This is a genomic window from Lentzea cavernae, from assembly GCF_014653695.1.
Taxonomy (GTDB): Bacteria; Actinomycetota; Actinomycetes; order Mycobacteriales; family Pseudonocardiaceae; genus Lentzea; species Lentzea cavernae.
Genome location: NZ_BNAR01000010.1, coordinates 49,894 through 66,114, shown reverse-complemented (window position 1 = coordinate 66,114; position 16,221 = coordinate 49,894). Strand labels below are relative to the sequence as shown.

Here is a 16,221-nt window from a genome sequence, read left to right as displayed (position 1 = left end):
AGTTGTTCAACCTGCATGCATCCAGACTACTTGCATTCACAATGCCAGGTGTCACAATGATGGTGAGCATGCACGCCACGTGTGCCACCGAGGGAGCGCTGCGCCTTGTCAGGTAAGGGAAACCCCGTCGCACAACGGCGGAAGCTGCTGAGTGAGCTGAAACAGGCCAGGGAGGCCAGGAAGCTCACCCAGGACTCCGTCGCGGCTTCGCTCGACTGGTCCAAGTCGAAGATGATCCGCATCGAGCAGGGCCGGAGCGGTATCTCGGTCACGGACCTGAGGGCCCTGCTGCTGCACTACGGGATCACGGAGCCGGCCCGCGTGGACGAGCTGGTCGAGCTCGCTCGCGCGACCAAGCGGCCGGACTGGATGGCGAAGTACAAGGGGTTGCCCAAGGGGTTCGCGGAGTTCATCGAGCTCGAGCAGGTGGCGATTCGCTGCCGCTACGTGCAGACGTCACTGATCCCAGGCATGTTGCAGACGCCGGGGTACGCGACCGCGGTCGTGGGCGGCGGTGGTGGCAAGGAAGAAGAGGTGCAACGCGGTGTCGAGATCCGCATGCATCGCCAGGACCGGATCGGCCCGGTCGGACCGAGCATGTTCTTCATCATCGACGAGTCGGCACTGCACCGGGTGATCGGCAGCGCCGAGGTCATGCGCGAGCAGCTCGGTCACATCAAGGAGCTGGCCGCCACCAGCCAGATGTCCATCCAGATCGTGCCCTTCGCGGCGGGTGTGCACCCGGCGATGAAGGGATCTTTCACGCTCTTCGAACTCGACGAGGACGAAGAGGACTTCTCCTTGTTCCTCGAGGAGCTCTACAGGCCGTCGCTCATCCAGGACAACTCGGACGTCGTGCGCGAGTACCTCGCGCTCTTCTACCAGCTCGAGAAGTTCGCACTGCCCACCAGCGAGACGCCGCGCATCATCGACGAGCGGATCAAATACCTAGGAGGCTGACCAAGCGTGAGTTGGACGGGTGTCTGCGCCAACAGACACCCGTCCGATGGCAACGCCGCTATCCCACACCACAGCGCTAAGTGAGGCGAGTAGACAACGCCGTCGTCAGCTTATGACGTTCGACCGCATCTGACTGCCGCCATCAGGGCCCTTCCAGGTCAAATGGCCTCGCCTCACCGATCCGGAGTGATCGGTGGCCGCAGGTCACCCCGCCGCAAGGAGGCCCGAAGTGGAGAGGAACGGTCTCTTCGTCAGTTACAGCAGCAGCGATGGTGCTGCCGTCGCTACCGCACTGGTGACGTCCTTGCGGTCGAGAGGCTTCGACGTGTGGTGGGACGGGGACCTGCCACACGCCGCGCCGTTGTCCGTCCCGTCGTGGATGGAGGAGGGATTCCGCGACCGGACTGTGCTCGTGGTCGTCTCGCCGGACTACCTGCGGGCGTTGGAGACGAACGATTTCCTTGAACGCAAGGGTGTGCGGTACGAGGCGCGGCTCTTGCGGCACAAGCTCTACCACCACGGCGAGGCATACCGGTGCGGTGTCGTTCCGGTGGTGCCGCAGGGGTTCGACAAGAACCTGTTGCCCGCGGTGCTGCAGTCGCTGGTGATTCACACCTTCGACCCGGACACCGGGACCGGGATCGAGGTGCTGGCGAACGCGCTCGCGGGGGGCGCGGAAGGTGGTGTGGCGATGAGCGTGGAACCTTCCACCGCATCGGTGAGCGTGCGGGAGATGTTGCGGGACCTCGAAGAGCTCGATCCGGCTGAGCCGGCGGCGCTCGCACTGGCCCGGCGGTTGGCGGAGTCCGGGCAGGGTGACATCGAGCTCGCCAGGGCGTTCGACTCCGTCGTGGGCGCGGCCAAGGCCCACGGCGAAGTGGACCTGGTGCGCCGCTTCTCGGAGATGTGCCTGCGCACGTTGTCCGCCACCGAACGCCTCCGCGGCGAGGGTGCTCTGGAGGCGAAGATCCTCGTCGAGGGGCAGGCCTGGTACCTGCTGCGGGAGTACCGGCTGGTGCGGGCCGCCGCGTCCGCGGAAGACGGCACGAAGATCGCGGAGAAGTATCGGGACCTCTACACCGCCGCGCGCGGAACCCTGTGCCACGCGACTGTGTTCCTGCGCATGGCGGCAGAGGGGGCCGACTTCGATCGGGACTTCTACCTGCGCAAGAGCAAGCTGCTGTTGTTGCAGGCGATCGACCGGTTCTCCACGATCTCCGGCAGCGCGAGCGGGGAGGTCGGACTCTGCGCCTCCCTGTGGGCGGAGTGGTCGCTGGCGCGGTTCCACCTGACCGGTGACCGGGCGAACCTCGCGACCGCGATGACGAAGGCCAGGTCCGCTGAGGCACTGCTGTCGCCTGGCGGCGAGTGGTACCAGGGGCTGATGGTGCTGCGCGCCCGTCTTTGCCACGCCTCTCGCAAGTACAACGAGGGCAAGACGTACGTCACGGGCGTCATCACGGCGGGCGCGTACCCGGAGGTGGTGGCCCGTGCGCATCAGGTCCGAGCCGAACTTTCACTCGGCAGCCGGGAGAAGGCGAGCGCGGTCCGGGACTTCCTGCTGGCGGAGGAGAAGTTCCGCGCCCTGAGCTACGACCACGCCGCGGCGGCCTCCTGGTGGTCTGTTGCCAAGCTCGACTCGGCACGGGTCACCGACGTCCGGCTCACCGCCGCCGACATCGACGAACTCGAGGATCTGGCGCCGGACCCGCGGACCCGGCGCCGAGCCGTGCTCGAGTACGAAGAGGCGAGCGCACGTCGCTTCGGGCGCCGTTGCCCGCCGGACTGGCGCTTCCTCGTTGACCGCGTGCGCTACGCCTGACTCAGCGTTCGGCGTAGCGCCGGGCCAGTTCCTTCTCCCTGTCCTCGGGCCACGGGCAGCGGATCTCGCCCTGCGTCGCCGCGAAGAACAGCTCCAGGTGCACGTGCCACGCCGCGAGCACCTCTGGGCCGTGGGCGTTCTCCTGGACGAGCGTGACCGTCGTGCCCTGCAACGGCACGTGCTCGAACTCCCAGCGCACCTTGCCCTTCGGCTCGCCGTCCTGGAGCCACTCGTACTCCAGCAGCCGCGGTGCCTCGGACCTCGTGACCGCGCCGGGCGTGATGCCAGGATGCGCGGCGCGGGCCGGCACGCCGGACTCGTCGCCTTCGGTGAGGAGCTTCCAGACGTCGTCGAGCGGCGTCCACACCAGGTCGCGGGCGAAACGCACGCCGCCGGGTTCGTCGGTGCCCTCGTCGAGGCCGAAGTGGCGGATGTAGTGCTCGATGCGCGACAGCCACTCGATGGGCGGCTCGAACTCCGTGCCGTCGGCGTGGGCTACCAGGGCGTCGAGGCAGGTGGTCCAGCCGGGGGCGTCGCGGCCCACGGTCAGCTTGTTCGTGACGACCGCGGTGAAGACGAGCAGGCAGCCGTCCTCGCGCGGCAGGATCTCGAAGCGCAGCACGTCGGTGAGCCAGCGGAAGGCGAAGACCTTCGGCGGGTCGGACTCCAGCAGTTCGCCCTCGCCGCCGTCCGCGTCCACCGGCGCCTCGTCCGGGAACGTGAAGCGCATCTTCGTGCCGTCGACGTCGACCTCGGCCGGGAACCAGTGCTTCATCTCGGCGGGATCGGTGACGACCCGCCAGACCTTCTCCGGCGAGTGACGCAGCCTGCGTTCGAAACGCAGCACGGGCTTGCCCTCGATCATCCGCAGTTCGGCGTCCACGGGTCAGTCCCCTTCGATCTCGTCGAGTCGTCGTTCCAGTGCGTCGAGGCTCTTCTCCCACATCCGGCGGTACGGCGCGAGCCAGGCGTCGATCTCCGCCAGCGGGCCGGGTGAAACGCGGTACCAGCGCTTCTGGGCGTCGGTGCGCACCTCGACGAGTCCGGCCTCGCGCAACACCTTGAGGTGCTTCGAGACGGTCGGCTGGGCGAGCGTCAGCCGGTCGACGAGGTCGCCGACCGGCCGCTCGCGCTCCCGCAGCAGGTCGAGGATCTCCCGGCGACTCGGATCCGCCAGCACCGCGAATGTAGATGCCATGACGGCAATATAGCTCGAAGGGCATATGTCCGCCACCTGGGAAACGCGTTGGGACCTCGTCGGTCGCCGGTTAGCGTGCCGATCATGCAGCTTCCCGTGGCCAGTTCCCCGGTGCGCGACCTGCTCGCGCTGACCTCCCGCCCCGAAGTGATCTCGTTCGCCGGCGGCCTGCCCGCTCCCGAACTGTTCGACCTGGACGGTCTGCGCGCCGCCTACGACCTCGCACTACGCGACCCGTCGGTGCTGCAGTACGCCCCCACAGAGGGAAATCCGGACCTGCGCGCCCTGGTCTCCACCCGCCTGACCGGCCTCGGACTGCCCACGTCGGACGTCCTGATCACCACCGGCTCCCAGCAGGCGCTCGCCCTGGTGGCCACCGCGATGCTGGGACCGGGCGCCGTCGTGGCGGTGGAGGAACCGACGTACCTCGCCGCGCTGCAGTGCTTCCGGATGACCGGCGCCAGGATCGTGCCCGTCGCCAGCGACGCCGACGGCCTCGTCCCGTCCTCGCTGCGGTCGGTGGTGGCCGCGGAGAAACCCGGCCTGCTCTACCTGGTGCCGACGTTCGCGAACCCCACGGGCCGCACCCTCTCCGCCCCGCGCCGCCTCGAGATCGCGGAGATCGCCGCGGCTCACGGCCTGTGGATCGTGGAGGACGACCCCTACGGCGAGCTCCGCTACCGCGGCTCCGCCGTGCCACCGCTGGCGTCCCTGAGCGACAGGACCATCTACCTGGGCAGCTTCTCGAAGATCGGCGCACCCGGCATGCGCCTGGGCTGGCTGCGAGCCCCCGCCGACCTGCTGCGCACCCTGACGATCGTGAAGCAGGCAGCCGACCTCCACACGTCCACAGTGGACCAGGCCGCCGCCGCGAACTACCTGGCGCACAACGATCTCGACGCCCACGTCGCCCGCCTGCGCGTGGAGTACGGCGCCCGCCGCGACGCGATGATCGCCGCCCTGCCCGCTTGCGTGCCGTCGGGCACGACGTGGAGCGACCCGGACGGCGGCATGTTCGTGTGGCTGCGGCTGCCGGGCGGCGCGGACAGCGCCGCGTTGCTGAAGGAGGCGCTGCGGCACGACGCGGCGTTCGTTCCCGGCGCGGCGTTCTTCGCGACGACGCCGGACCACGCGACGTTCCGGATGTCGTTCACCACCAACACGGTCGAGGAGATCGGCGAGGGCATGGCCCGCCTCGCGAAGGTGCTGTTGTGAGCCTGCTGGACGACGAGGCGTTGTGGAGCTCGTCGGTCGTCGCGAACTGCGCGATGAACCGCGAACGTGGCCTGGCGAGCTACCGCCGCGAGCTGCGGAGCGATCTCCTGCTGAGACGCGGCGCGCGCCGCGTCGTGGCTCGCGCCCGGTGGCCGGTTCGTGGCGAACTTCGACGTTGCCGCTGTGCGCCGTGCCGACGGCACACCGTTCGGTCGCGTGCTGACCAAAGCTCTGCGCGACAACGGGTTCGGTTATGACAAACGAGTCGTGAGCTACGAGGGGACGGGCCGGCCGCAGTTGCCGTTCGCCTACCTGGGCGCTGACGACCGGGCGGGTCCGAACTACACGGGCCAGCCCGCGGTCCACTCGTACTACGAGCCGCTATGACGCCTGTTCGCGGGCTGTCACGTGAAGAGTTCCAGCGCGTCTTGGTGGTACTCGCACCGCCCGCCACCGGTCGCGATGGTGCACGGCGCGCCCTTCTTCGTGCGGGCACCGCACTGTAACGCGGGGTCGTGCACGTGGCACAGCCCGTTCGCGCCCGACGTGATCGGGCAGGGCGTGCCCTTCTTCGTCGGCGCGCCGCACGGTTCGCCGCTCAGTTCGCGCGCCGGCTTCGCGACCTTCTTCTTCGGCTTCGCCTGGGGCTGCTTGGTTTCGCGGCCCGTCACCTCGTCCACTCCGCGCACGGCGAGGCGGTCGGCGCGCTCGTTCTCCGGGTGTCCCGCGTGGCCCTTGACCCAGTGCCACTCGACCTCGTGCCGGTTGGCGGCTTCCTCCAGGCGGCGCCACAGGTCCGAGTTCTTGACCGGCTCGCGGGCCTTCGTGAGCCAGCCGTTCGCCTTCCAGCCGTGCACCCAGGAGGTGATGCCGTTCCGGACGTAGGTGCTGTCCGTGTAGAGCTTCACGGTGGACGGGCGCGTGAGGCTCTCCAACGCCACGATGGGCGCCATCAGTTCCATGCGGTTGTTCGTCGTCGGGCCGATGTCACCGCCGTACATGTCCTTCTCGTGCTCGCCGTAGCGCAGCACGGCGCCCCAGCCGCCCGGTCCCGGGTTGGGGCTGCACGCACCGTCGGTGTAGATCTCGACCTCCATGCGTCAGGAGGCTACCGACGAGCTCGAAGCTCCTGCGGCTGCGGTTGTTGGCGATGATCTGGCGGAACATCTCGACGAGTGCCGGCGCGTGGAGCGGCTGGTCGCGGTACACGGAGATCATGCGCGCGGTCTTGTTGCCGTGGCCGCTTGTGATGATGTTGTGCGGATCTGGCACGGCTGCCTTGTCGTAGAGCATCACATTCACGTGGTCCTTGGTGCCGAGCAACGCGCAGACGTTGCCGTCCAGCACGAAGTACGGCCGGTTCGTGAACTTGATCGTCTCCTCGACATCCGGATCGGCCTCGTGCACGAGCCTGCGCACTTCGCGACAAATGTCCTGTTGCCACTCCGGCAGCCCGGCGATGTAGTCGTCGACGCGTGTGTCCATATCTCTGTGTCGCTGCCCTTCGCCGTTTCTCGACATCGCGTCCGAGCGCACCACGAGGTTCATGGCGGCCAGGGTGCGACCTCCACTGCGTTGGAGGTCAACAGTGCCGCAGCCACCAGGTCGGCCTCGCGGCCGTGACGCGCCACAGCCTGCAACCCAACGGGCAGGCCATCCGAGTCGAACCCCGCCGGGATGCTGATCGCCGGATGCCCGCTGAGGTTGAACGCCCAGGTCAACGCCGTGTTCATGCGCGCGCCCGGACCGTCGTGCCCGTGCGGCGGCCCAGGCGTGGTCGGGGTGAGCAGCAGGTCCGCGGTCTCGAACACCGAGTCGAGCGCCGGATTGGGACCACATCGCCCGGCGAACCAGTCGGCGGCCGGGTCCCCGAGCACCAGCGAGACAGGGCGCGGGCTCAACGGCGCGGCCGCCCGCCAGGCGATGGACGCCTGCTCGTCATCGACCTCGGCGAAGCCCAGATCCGTGGACCACACGGCTGTGGGAGAGCTGACCTCGGTGACACCCAGATAAGTCGCGAGCAGCGCGGGATCGCGGGTGAACACGCCGACCGCGGCCCGTTCGGCAGAGGTGGTCTTCAGGCCGAAGACACCGCACCACGCGGCGGGGATGCGGATCGAACCCGCGCCGTCGACACCCGTCGCCAGCGGCACGACACCGGAAGCCACCGCGACCGCCGAACCGGCTGAAGAACCGCCCGGCGTGCGGTCGAGGTTCCACGGGTTGCGTGTGAGGCCGCGAGAGTTGCGGCCCCACATCTGCCACGGGGTGCTGCCATCAGGTGTGGTGGTCAGTCCGATCGGTACGCACCCCATGGCCACCAACGCGTCGCGGTGGCTTCGGCGTTCGCCACGCTTCACGGCGATGGGCATGCCCGCGAACGGCAGTGGCGAGCCGACCGGTGCGAAGGTGTCGAAGACCTCGTGGAACGCGCACAGCGCGGGCTCGACGAGAGCCAGCCGCGCCAACGCCTCGGAGACCCGGTCAGGCATGATCCACCCCGTGAAGTGGACCCGCGCTGTGCACCACCTGACCGAACTCGCCGAGAAGTGCGGCGACGTGCCGGCCTCGTTCTTCCGGTTCCAGGTGGTCGAGCTGTGGGTCTTCGGCGACCTGCTGGACGTGCCGCGTGACGTCGACGTCATCGAGGTCGCGCTGGTCACCGACCTGCCGGTGGACGAGGTGCCGTGGATGACCGAGCCCGTCGGGGCCGAGCATTGGGCGAACTCGACGCGCCTGTCGCGCAACCCGTTCGAGGCGCGCTGGCGGTCGAAGGACGCCCCGGTGTGGAACCACCGCGTCGAACGGCCCGCGCTGCTGTGGAGCGCCGCCGACGGCATCAGCGAGGAAACGCTCGTGGCGGTCAGCGACGGCACGGGGGAGCTGGTCAGGACGCAGGCGCCGACTGCCGACGAGTTGCGCAAGCGCTTGGAGGACGAGCTCGAGGTGAGCCTGCGGGCGTTGCGGCGGGTGAACCAGGAGTACACCGACCGCCGCTGGAGCCCCGGCAAGCTCACGCCGCAGTCTGACGCCCTGTGGCGCACGACCACCGGGTACCTGGACCTGCTGGACGCGACCTCCTGACCACACGCACGTCACAGCTCGTCCGGCGGACGGCGGGTCAGGTGCTCCAGGTGGTGCGACGTGGCCATCGCGACCCAGCGTGAGACCGTGCTCGCGGTCCGGCTACCTCCGCGACGGCACCCCGCCAGTTCGCGATCGCCCCACGAGTAGCTGCTGCCGGCGAACTCCGGCCGGGCCACGAGCTCGTCGGCGATGTCGGAGAACGCCTCGCCGGCGGAGCCCTCCACCACCTTCCCGGAATCCCTGTCCAGCTGCCGTCGCAGCGCGATCACACCGCCAGGCACGGTGTAGAAGAGGTACGGGTTGATGGTGCGTGGCCCTGGGGCGGCTGGCGCGGAGGTGCGTGGGTGGACCACGCCGTAGTCGCCATAGTGGATTTGTGCGTCGCTCACCCCGCTCGCGACCTCGCGCCAGATCCGGACCTCGGGCCGGTCCCGGACAGTGGTGGCGAACCCGTTCCTGGTGGCGGGGGTCGAGCCGGCGAGCAGCGTGGTCGAAGCCGGACCGAGGTGATCGCTCAGCGCCGTGGCGAGTGACATCGCCAGTCCGACCTGCTGCGGATCAACGTTCTCCACGTGACCCAGGTCGATGACGGCGTGCATTGCGTTGTCGGCGAGGTGCGTCAGGCGGGCGATGTGGCGGAGTCGTTCGCCGAGCTGCGCGGTGCCGAGATCACGGAAGCGGACCACGATGTCGCGCGGCCTGTGTTCCTGAAGCATTGCGACCGATCCAAGCCGGTCATCGGTCGCCGAAGCCGGAATGACCGGCACGAAGGCCGGGGCGTCTGGGACGAAGAGGCCGAGTTCCTCGTGCAACGCGTTCTCGATGCGGTTGTCCAGGTACTCGAACGGGCCACCTGGGCACTGGGCGAGTGCAGCCGCCGAGCTCAGAAGATACGGGTCGATCCATGCGGGATCACCTCGTTTGCTCAGCTCAACCGCGGCAAGCACCAGCGAACGGAGGAGCCCACGACCTTCAGGCTGCACGGAGTCGAGAAGCTCGATGATGACTCTCGGAGTAGAATTCTTGCCATCGCCGAGATGTAGCAGGGAGTCGAACTCGCCCATCTTGCTCTTCATGGCGATCAGCGGCCTGAAGGACATGAGTCGCCCTTTCCCCAGCAGCAGCGCGAACCACTTCGATCATGCCGGGTGAAAGTTTGCAATCGGGCCGCCGTACGAGTGAATCTCGCGGGACGTTCGCTACCTCACGTCATCGCGACGGTGAAGGTTGCAGTCAACTGGCCTCCGCAGGTCGACCACGCCGAGTGTTTTCGAGGACCGGATTGCGCGGGTCAGGAGTGTTGACTTTTGGTGTGCAGCAGTAGTTCGTGCACTTCAGCGGCCATGTTAAAGCCATGATTGCCAGTGAGGCCGCTCGCTTGTGTGTGCGTTAGGAATAGTACCGATAATCAGAGGAGGCAAACCATGAATGATGAACGAGCGGCACCGTCGGCCAGCTGCTGCCAACGAATCCAGTCCGCGTAGCCTGATGAGCTACGCGGCGCTACACTCGAGGTGTGAAGGTCATCAGCCAGCGGGAGTTCCGCAACCACTCCGCAGCCGTCATGGACGCGGTGGAGGCGGGCGAGACGTACCACGTGACGCGCAACGGCGTTGAGGTCGCCGAACTCCGGCCCTTGCCTCGCCGTCGCCGGCTGACCGCTGAGGAGCTCGTGGAACGGCACCGGGCCTTGCCCCAGGTCGACCACGCCGCCATGCGCCACGAGGCTGATGAGTTCTTCGGCGACGAAGACCGAGTGGGCGACTTCGACCCGTGGGAGCGCAGCAATGACTGAGCGTCCCGCGTCCGGGGTTCTCGACACGTGCGCCTACATCGACCTCGGTCTTCTGGACCCGGCCGACCTACCCGTGACGCCTGAGCTCACAACGGTCACGATGGCGGAGCTGCATCAGGGGGTGGCGATGGCCAAGGACGCCGCCTCCAGGGCCGCACGCACCGAGAAGCTCGGCGCGGCGATCGTGGAGTTCGAACCGCTGCCCTTCGATGGTCAAGCGGCGGCCCGGTACGGCACGTTGGTCGCGTTGACGATGGTGGCGAACCGGAACCCGAAGCCCCGGCGGATGGATCTGATGATCGCCGCTGTCGCGTCGTCGCGCGGGTTGCCGCTCTACACGCGAAATGCCGACGACTTCAAAGGGCTCGACGACATGGTCACGATCATCGAAGTCTGATCGCGTTGAATGAGAGCCCGTTCTGACGGGCTCTCGTTCAACCAGCTCACCAGCCGCGTGAACGCCACTCCGCGAGGGAAGGGCGCTGCTCGCCCAGCGTCGAGTCGTCGCCGTGGCCGGGGTAGAACCACGTGTCGTCGGGCAGCACCGCGAACAGCCGGTCCTCGACGTCGTTGATGAGCGACGCGAAGTTGTCGGCGGACGTGGTCTTCCCCACACCCCCCGGAAAGAGTGAATCTCCGGTGAAGAGGTGCGGGTGGCCGTTCGGGTCGTCGTAGACGACGGCGATGGAGCCCGGGGTGTGGCCGCGCAGGTGGATGATCGAGAGCGGGACTTCTCCCACGTTGATGGTGTCGCCGTGGTCCACGAGGGTGTCCGGCGGGACGGGGAGGACGGCGGCGTCCAGTTCGTGCGCGACGGTGTTCGCGCCGTGTGCGCCGGCCAGGGAGCCGAGTGCCTGCCAGTGATCGGCGTGCTGGTGCGTGGTCACGATCATGCGCAGTCTCGGGCGGTCCGGGCTGTGGGCCAGGAGGTCCGAAAGGCGCTCGTGGTCGTTGGCCGCGTCGATGAGCAACGCTTCGTTCGTGGACCGGCAAACCAGCAGGTAGGCGTTGTTGTCCATCGGACCGACGGAGATCTTCGTGATGGTCAGCGCGTCCAGGGTGCGGCGGGCGGCTGGGCCCTCCGGATCGACGTGACCGGTGTAGTTCTCTAGTACGTCCACGGTGGCAGACGGTAGTCGCTCGATGCGGCGGGACGCACACCTTCAGGTTGCATACAGGTCTCACTCATAGGGTAAGTAAGGATCAAGCCTTCAAGCCCGAGTAGTCCGAACGAACCAACGAACAGGTCCCCGCCTCTCGTGATTCCAGAGCAACGGCAGAAGCCCCGGACGGCCCGCAGGGTCAGCTGGGACGTCCTCCGGGTCGTCGCCATCGGGTGCGTGCTGCTCCACCACGCCACGCTCACGAGCATCAGCAGCCACCCCGATCTCGGGCCGCTGCCGTTCGCCTTCCCGATGTCGATGGGCGCCAGCACGCTGATGGTCGTCTCGGCCTTCTTCGCCTGTGCCTCGCTCGACAGCGGCAAGCCGGGGCGGTTCCTGTGGAGAAGACTGGCGCGCCTGCTGCCCGCGTACATGGCGGCGGTGCTGCTCACCTACGCCGTGCAGAAGTGGATCGCGCCGGAGGGGTGGAGCCAGCTCGACGTCCGGGACGTCCTCTTCAACCTGCTGCTGGTCAACCAGTGGATGCCGGACGTCAACATCGTCGACTTCGCCTACTGGACCGTGCCGGTGCAGATCGCGGCGTTCATCGCCGGTGCGGCGCTCGTGAGGGTCCTCAGGGGCACGCGGCTCCGCGTCTTCCTGTGGGTGCTCGTCGTCACGCCGCTGCTGCTGCGGCCGTTGCTGGACCACTCGCACGTCCTGTCCGTCGTCTACAACGGGTTCGCGCTGCACAGGGCGCAGTTGTTCGCTGCTGGCATCGCGATCTGGCTGTGGCACAAGGACAGGCTGAAGACGCCCCATCTCGCCGCGCTCCTCACCGTCACCCTGATCGCGCAGGCGATTCACACGGGCGAGTACGGATCGACGCTGGGCTTCGGCGTACTGCTACTCCTGGTGTGCGCGGCGGCCGCTGGACCCGATTGGGTGTTCTTCAACCCGGTCGCCAAGCCGATCACGTGGCTCGCCGGCATCTCGTACGGGGTCTACCTCGTGCACCAGCAGATCGGCACGGTGGTGATGGACCGCATGCACGCCTTCGGGCTGCGGTCCTGGTGGCTGCTCGCCGGGTTCGTCACCTCGGCGCTGGTGCTCGGGTGGGCGATGACGAAGTTCGTCGAACGCCCCGCCTACAGACTTCTCACTCAGAGCCAGTCGGGCAGGTCCGGCAGCTCCCCGCGCAGGTCGGAGCCGTCGGTCCTGCCGGTCAGCCACCCGAGCACGGCGCTGGCGGACCCGCTGACGGAGTTGCGGCTCGCCGGGCCGTTGACCACCCAGTTGCGCTGATCACCGGTGGGGAGGGTCACCTCGACGCTGAAGGCCTCGACCCTGCCCTCGAACTGCTTCACCGCGTCGTCGAGGAACTCCTCCACGAAGTCGGCGGGCAGGTCGTCGAAGCCGACGCCCGCGTCGAGGTCGATGAGGTGGATCCAGATCTCACGCAGGCGCAACAGCGGCACGGCGGACGCCGGGATCGTCTGGCCCTTGGGCGCGGTGACCTCCGAACGCCAGGCGTGCGCTGGGAACTCGCGGCACGCGACCTCGAACCGCTGTGACGCGGAGTCCAGGTCGGCCTTGATTACCTGCAGCAGCCGGTGGGAACCCTCTTCGATGTCGGCGTCGCGGTCCGCCCGCGACGCGTAGGCCTGGTGCTCGACCCCGGTCTTCGCCCAGGTGAGCAGGTTCACCAACGCGTCCGCGTTGCGCGCGAGGTGGGTGATGACGTGTCCGCGGGTCCATCCCGGGAGCAGGCTCGCGCCGCGCACGGCGCTCTCGTCCAGCTCCTCGACGACCTCGTACAGGACGTCCGTCGCCTGGCGCACGGCGTTGATGTGCCGGTCGGGCACCCCTCGCGGTGCCGGTACGGAGGTGTCCTGCGTGGACGGCGTGTAGGTCATGTGCTGCCTCTCCCCGACGTTGAGGCTCTGATCGAAGTGACCAGACTATGAGTAAACCCAGCTCAGGGGAATGCGATAGCCGTCCGAACCGTTTTTGTCAGGGGTCACCCCTAGCATGGGCGGCGGGTCGGTCGCAGCCTCCAAAACGATGCTAGTACTCTTCGAACGCTTGTTCGGGAGAGTGTGGCGTGAGTGACCCGCCAATCGCAGCCGAAGGGACCCCAGTGGCAGACCGTCTTGTTGTTCGCGGCGCCCGCGAGCACAACCTGCGCGGCGTTGACATCGACCTGCCGCGGGACAGCCTGATCGTCTTCACGGGGCTGTCCGGCTCCGGCAAGTCGAGCCTGGCTTTCGACACCATCTTCGCCGAGGGCCAGCGCCGCTACGTCGAGTCGCTCTCGGCCTACGCGCGCCAGTTCCTCGGGCAGATGGACAAGCCCGACGTCGACTTCATCGAGGGCCTCTCGCCCGCGGTCTCGATCGACCAGAAGTCCACCAGCCGCAACCCGCGCTCGACCGTCGGCACGATCACCGAGGTCTACGACTACCTGCGCCTGCTCTACGCCCGCGCCGGCAAGCCGCACTGCCCGCAGTGCGGCGAGGCGATCGGCAAGCAGACGCCGCAGGAGATCGTCGACCAGGTGCTCGCGATGGAGCAGGGCGTCAAGTTCCAGGTCCTCGCGCCGGTCATCCGCGGCCGCAAGGGCGAGTACGTCGACCTGTTCCAGAACCTGCAGGGCCAGGGCTACTCGCGCGCGAAGGTCGACGGTGTCGTCTACGCGCTCGCCGAGGTGCCCAAGCTCAAGAAGCAGGAGAAGCACCACATCGCGGTCGTCATCGACCGCCTGAGCGTCAAGGCCTCCTCCAAGCAGCGCCTCACCGACTCGGTGGAGACGGCGCTGCGGCTCGCGGACGGCCTGGTCGAGCTCGAGTTCGTCGACCTCCCGGAGACCGATCCGAAGCGGATCAGGGGCTTCTCCGAGAACCTGGCGTGCCCCAACGGCCACCCGCTCGCGATCGAGGACTTGGAGCCGCGCTCGTTCTCCTTCAACTCGCCCTACGGCGCGTGCGTGGTCTGCACGGGCATCGGCGTGCGCAAGGAGGTCGACCCGGAGCTCGTGGTCACCGACGACGAGCTGAGCCTGGCCGACGGTGCCATCGCGCCGTGGGCGGGCGGGCAGACCGCGGAGTACTTCCAGCGCCTGCTGCAGTCACTCGGCGAGACCATCGGCTACCGGATGGACACGCAGTGGCGCCACCTGCCCGCCAAGGCGCAGAAGGCGATCCTGCACGGCATCGACGAGCAGGTGCACGTCCGCTACAAGAACCGCTACGGCCGTGAGCGCTCCTACTACGCCAACTACGAGGGCGTGATCCCGTTCCTCGAACGGCGTCAGGAGCAGACCGAGTCCGAGTTCATGCGGGAGAAGTACGAGGGCTACATGCGCGAGGTCCCGTGCCCCGCGTGTTCCGGCACCCGCCTCAAGCCCGAGATCCTCGCCGTGACGCTGCACCACGGCAAGAAGGGCGACCGCTCCATCGCCGAGGTCTGCGCGATGAGCGTCTCGGAGTGCTCCGACTTCCTCGACGGCCTCAAGCTCGGCAAGCGCGAGTCGATGATCGCGGGCGCGGTGCTCAAGGAGATCCAGGCGCGCCTGCACTTCCTGCTCGACGTCGGCCTCGACTACCTCTCGCTCGACCGCGCGTCCGGCACCCTGTCCGGCGGCGAGGCGCAGCGCATCCGGCTCGCCACGCAGATCGGTTCCGGTCTGGTCGGTGTGCTCTACGTGCTGGACGAGCCGTCGATCGGCCTGCACCAGCGCGACAACCACCGGCTGATCGAGACGCTGACGAGGCTGCGCGACCTGGGCAACACGCTGATCGTCGTCGAGCACGACGAGGACACGATCCGCGCCTCGGACTGGGTGGTCGACATCGGCCCCGGCGCCGGTGAGCACGGCGGCAAGGTCGTGCACAGCGGCCCGTACAAGAAGCTGCTCACGAACAAGGAGTCGATGACCGGCGCCTACCTGTCGGGCCGCAAGTCGATCCCGATGCCGGCCAAGCGCCGCAAGGTCGACAAGAAGCGCCAGCTCACGGTCGTCGGCGCGCGCGAGCACAACCTGCGCGGCATCGACGTGGCGTTCCCCCTCGGCACGCTCGTGTCGGTCACGGGCGTGTCCGGCTCCGGCAAGTCGACGCTGGTCAACGACATCCTGGCCACGGTCCTCGCGAACAAGCTCAACGGCGCGCGCCAGGTGCCCGGCCGCCACACCCGCATCAACGGCCTGGGCGAGGTCGACAAGCTGGTGCGGGTCGACCAGTCGCCGATCGGCCGCACCCCGCGGTCGAACCCGGCCACCTACACCGGCGTGTTCGACCACGTCCGCAAGCTGTTCGCGGCGACCACCGAGGCGAAGGTCCGCGGCTACCAGCCGGGCCGCTTCTCGTTCAACGTCAAGGGCGGCCGCTGCGAGGCGTGCGCGGGCGACGGCACGATCAAGATCGAGATGAACTTCCTCCCGGACGTCTACGTCCCCTGCGAGGTGTGCAAGGGCGCGCGGTACAACCGCGAGACGTTGGAAGTGCACTACAAGGGCAAGACGATCTCCGAGATCCTCGACATGCCGATCGAGGAGGCCGCGACGTTCTTCGAGCCGATCAACGCCATCCACCGCCACCTGAAGACGCTGGTGGAGGTCGGTCTCGGCTACGTGCGGCTGGGCCAGCCGGCGCCGACGCTGTCCGGCGGTGAGGCGCAGCGCGTGAAGCTCGCGTCCGAGCTGCAGAAGCGTTCGACCGGCAAGACGGTCTACATCCTCGACGAGCCCACGACGGGCCTGCACTTCGAGGACATCCGCAAGCTGCTGGGCGTGATCAACGGCCTGGTGGACAAGGGCAACAGCGTCATCGTGATCGAGCACAACCTCGACGTCATCAAGACGTCGGACTGGATCATCGACATGGGTCCCGAAGGCGGCTCCGGCGGCGGCATGGTCGTGGCCGAGGGCACGCCCGAGCAGGTCTCGCAGGTCGAGAAGAGCTACACGGGCCAGTTCCTGCTGCAGGTGCTCGAGAACGAGGAGGTGTCGGCGACAGGGTGATCCCGCTCGTGAGGGATTTTC

At 67.9% G+C, this 16,221-nt stretch carries 15 protein-coding genes and 2 pseudogenes; 9 read left to right on the top strand and 8 right to left on the bottom strand.

The features are described 5' to 3' along the window. Window positions 1-105: 105 nt before the first annotated feature. Window positions 106-960 (top strand): helix-turn-helix domain-containing protein, encoded by an 855-nt coding sequence (locus tag IE307_RS29280; protein WP_191302611.1) that lies wholly within the window; start codon window positions 106-108, stop codon window positions 958-960. Window positions 961-1,189: 229 nt separating this feature from the next. After that, entirely contained in the window at window positions 1,190-2,782 is a 1,593-nt protein-coding gene (locus IE307_RS29275; protein WP_191302610.1) for a toll/interleukin-1 receptor domain-containing protein, read from the top strand. 1 nt (window position 2,783) lies between these two features. Here the strand turns inward: IE307_RS29275 and IE307_RS29270 are convergent, their stop codons facing one another. Next, window positions 2,784-3,665 (bottom strand): SRPBCC domain-containing protein, encoded by an 882-nt coding sequence (locus tag IE307_RS29270; RefSeq protein ID WP_229905178.1) that lies wholly within the window; start codon window positions 3,663-3,665, stop codon window positions 2,784-2,786. A gap of 3 nt (window positions 3,666-3,668) precedes the next feature. Beyond that, window positions 3,669-3,980, bottom strand: a complete 312-nt coding sequence (locus IE307_RS29265; RefSeq protein WP_191302609.1) for an ArsR/SmtB family transcription factor — start codon at window positions 3,978-3,980, stop codon at window positions 3,669-3,671. Window positions 3,981-4,064: 84 nt separating this feature from the next. Here IE307_RS29265 and IE307_RS29260 point away from each other — a divergent pair, with 84 nt between their 5' ends. Next, window positions 4,065-5,195: an aminotransferase-like domain-containing protein gene (locus IE307_RS29260; RefSeq protein ID WP_191302608.1), complete on the top strand. Its 1,131-nt coding sequence runs from the start codon at window positions 4,065-4,067 to the stop codon at window positions 5,193-5,195. A gap of 159 nt (window positions 5,196-5,354) precedes the next feature. Next, window positions 5,355-5,582, top strand: coding sequence for a hypothetical protein (locus IE307_RS46995; RefSeq protein ID WP_229905176.1), 228 nt, complete (start codon window positions 5,355-5,357; stop codon window positions 5,580-5,582). Between the two features lie 272 nt (window positions 5,583-5,854). On the opposite strand, the pseudogene rnhA reads toward IE307_RS46995, so the two are convergent. The 3 genes and pseudogenes from rnhA to IE307_RS47495 all read right to left on the bottom strand — a co-directional run. After that, a pseudogene (rnhA, locus tag IE307_RS29250) lies at window positions 5,855-6,292 on the bottom strand (ribonuclease HI); the annotation flags it as partial. Continuing rightward, window positions 6,183-6,743 (bottom strand): DUF1801 domain-containing protein, encoded by a 561-nt coding sequence (locus IE307_RS29245; protein WP_229905174.1) that lies wholly within the window; start codon window positions 6,741-6,743, stop codon window positions 6,183-6,185. The pseudogene rnhA and the gene IE307_RS29245, both read right to left, overlap by 110 nt. Continuing rightward, window positions 6,740-7,687, bottom strand: a complete 948-nt coding sequence (locus IE307_RS47495) for an amidase family protein (protein ID WP_191302607.1) — start codon at window positions 7,685-7,687, stop codon at window positions 6,740-6,742. The genes IE307_RS29245 and IE307_RS47495 overlap by 4 nt, the downstream gene beginning before the upstream one ends. 10 nt (window positions 7,688-7,697) lie before the next feature. Between IE307_RS47495 and IE307_RS29235 the strand changes: the two genes are divergently transcribed. Then, a complete protein-coding gene (locus IE307_RS29235; protein ID WP_191302606.1) occupies window positions 7,698-8,279 on the top strand; it encodes a DUF7711 family protein in 582 nt (193 codons plus the stop codon). An 11-nt stretch (window positions 8,280-8,290) separates the two neighbouring features. Here the strand turns inward: IE307_RS29235 and IE307_RS29230 are convergent, their stop codons facing one another. Further along, on the bottom strand, window positions 8,291-9,382 hold the full coding sequence (locus IE307_RS29230; RefSeq protein WP_191302605.1) for a beta family protein: 1,092 nt from the start codon (window positions 9,380-9,382) through the stop codon (window positions 8,291-8,293). A 416-nt stretch (window positions 9,383-9,798) separates the two neighbouring features. Here IE307_RS29230 and IE307_RS29225 point away from each other — a divergent pair, with 416 nt between their 5' ends. Both IE307_RS29225 and IE307_RS29220 read left to right on the top strand, forming a co-directional pair. Further along, window positions 9,799-10,077, top strand: coding sequence for a type II toxin-antitoxin system Phd/YefM family antitoxin (locus IE307_RS29225; protein ID WP_191302604.1), 279 nt, complete (start codon window positions 9,799-9,801; stop codon window positions 10,075-10,077). After that, window positions 10,070-10,474: a type II toxin-antitoxin system VapC family toxin gene (locus IE307_RS29220; protein ID WP_191302603.1), complete on the top strand. Its 405-nt coding sequence runs from the start codon at window positions 10,070-10,072 to the stop codon at window positions 10,472-10,474. The genes IE307_RS29225 and IE307_RS29220 overlap by 8 nt, the downstream gene beginning before the upstream one ends. A gap of 46 nt (window positions 10,475-10,520) precedes the next feature. Here the strand turns inward: IE307_RS29220 and IE307_RS29215 are convergent, their stop codons facing one another. Next, the gene (locus IE307_RS29215) at window positions 10,521-11,198 is read right to left on the bottom strand and encodes an MBL fold metallo-hydrolase (protein ID WP_191302602.1); all 678 of its coding nucleotides are present in this window, start codon (window positions 11,196-11,198) and stop codon (window positions 10,521-10,523) included. A gap of 138 nt (window positions 11,199-11,336) precedes the next feature. On the opposite strand from IE307_RS29215, the pseudogene IE307_RS29210 reads away from it, so the two are divergent. Next, window positions 11,337-12,296 (top strand): annotated as a pseudogene (locus IE307_RS29210) (acyltransferase family protein); the annotation flags it as partial. Window positions 12,297-12,343: 47 nt separating this feature from the next. Here IE307_RS29210 and IE307_RS29205 read toward each other — a convergent pair. After that, entirely contained in the window at window positions 12,344-13,096 is a 753-nt protein-coding gene (locus IE307_RS29205) for a maleylpyruvate isomerase family mycothiol-dependent enzyme (protein WP_191302601.1), read from the bottom strand. A 224-nt stretch (window positions 13,097-13,320) separates the two neighbouring features. Here IE307_RS29205 and uvrA point away from each other — a divergent pair, with 224 nt between their 5' ends. After that, entirely contained in the window at window positions 13,321-16,200 is a 2,880-nt protein-coding gene (gene uvrA / locus IE307_RS29200; protein WP_191302600.1) for an excinuclease ABC subunit UvrA, read from the top strand. Window positions 16,201-16,221 lie beyond the last annotated feature (21 nt).

Bases quoted from the DNA above. Each gene is read 5' to 3' on its own strand.
- IE307_RS29265 (WP_191302609.1), bottom strand. From the start codon at position 3,980: ATGGCATCTACATTCGCGGTGCTGGCGGATCCGAGTCGCCGGGAGATC.
- IE307_RS29260 (WP_191302608.1), top strand. From the start codon at position 4,065: ATGCAGCTTCCCGTGGCCAGTTCCCCGGTGCGCGACCTGCTCGCGCTG.
- IE307_RS29245 (WP_229905174.1), bottom strand. From the start codon at position 6,743: ATGAACCTCGTGGTGCGCTCGGACGCGATGTCGAGAAACGGCGAAGGG.
- IE307_RS47495 (WP_191302607.1), bottom strand. From the start codon at position 7,687: ATGCCTGACCGGGTCTCCGAGGCGTTGGCGCGGCTGGCTCTCGTCGAG.
- IE307_RS29230 (WP_191302605.1), bottom strand. From the start codon at position 9,382: ATGTCCTTCAGGCCGCTGATCGCCATGAAGAGCAAGATGGGCGAGTTC.
- IE307_RS29220 (WP_191302603.1), top strand. From the start codon at position 10,070: ATGACTGAGCGTCCCGCGTCCGGGGTTCTCGACACGTGCGCCTACATC.
- IE307_RS29205 (WP_191302601.1), bottom strand. From the start codon at position 13,096: ATGACCTACACGCCGTCCACGCAGGACACCTCCGTACCGGCACCGCGA.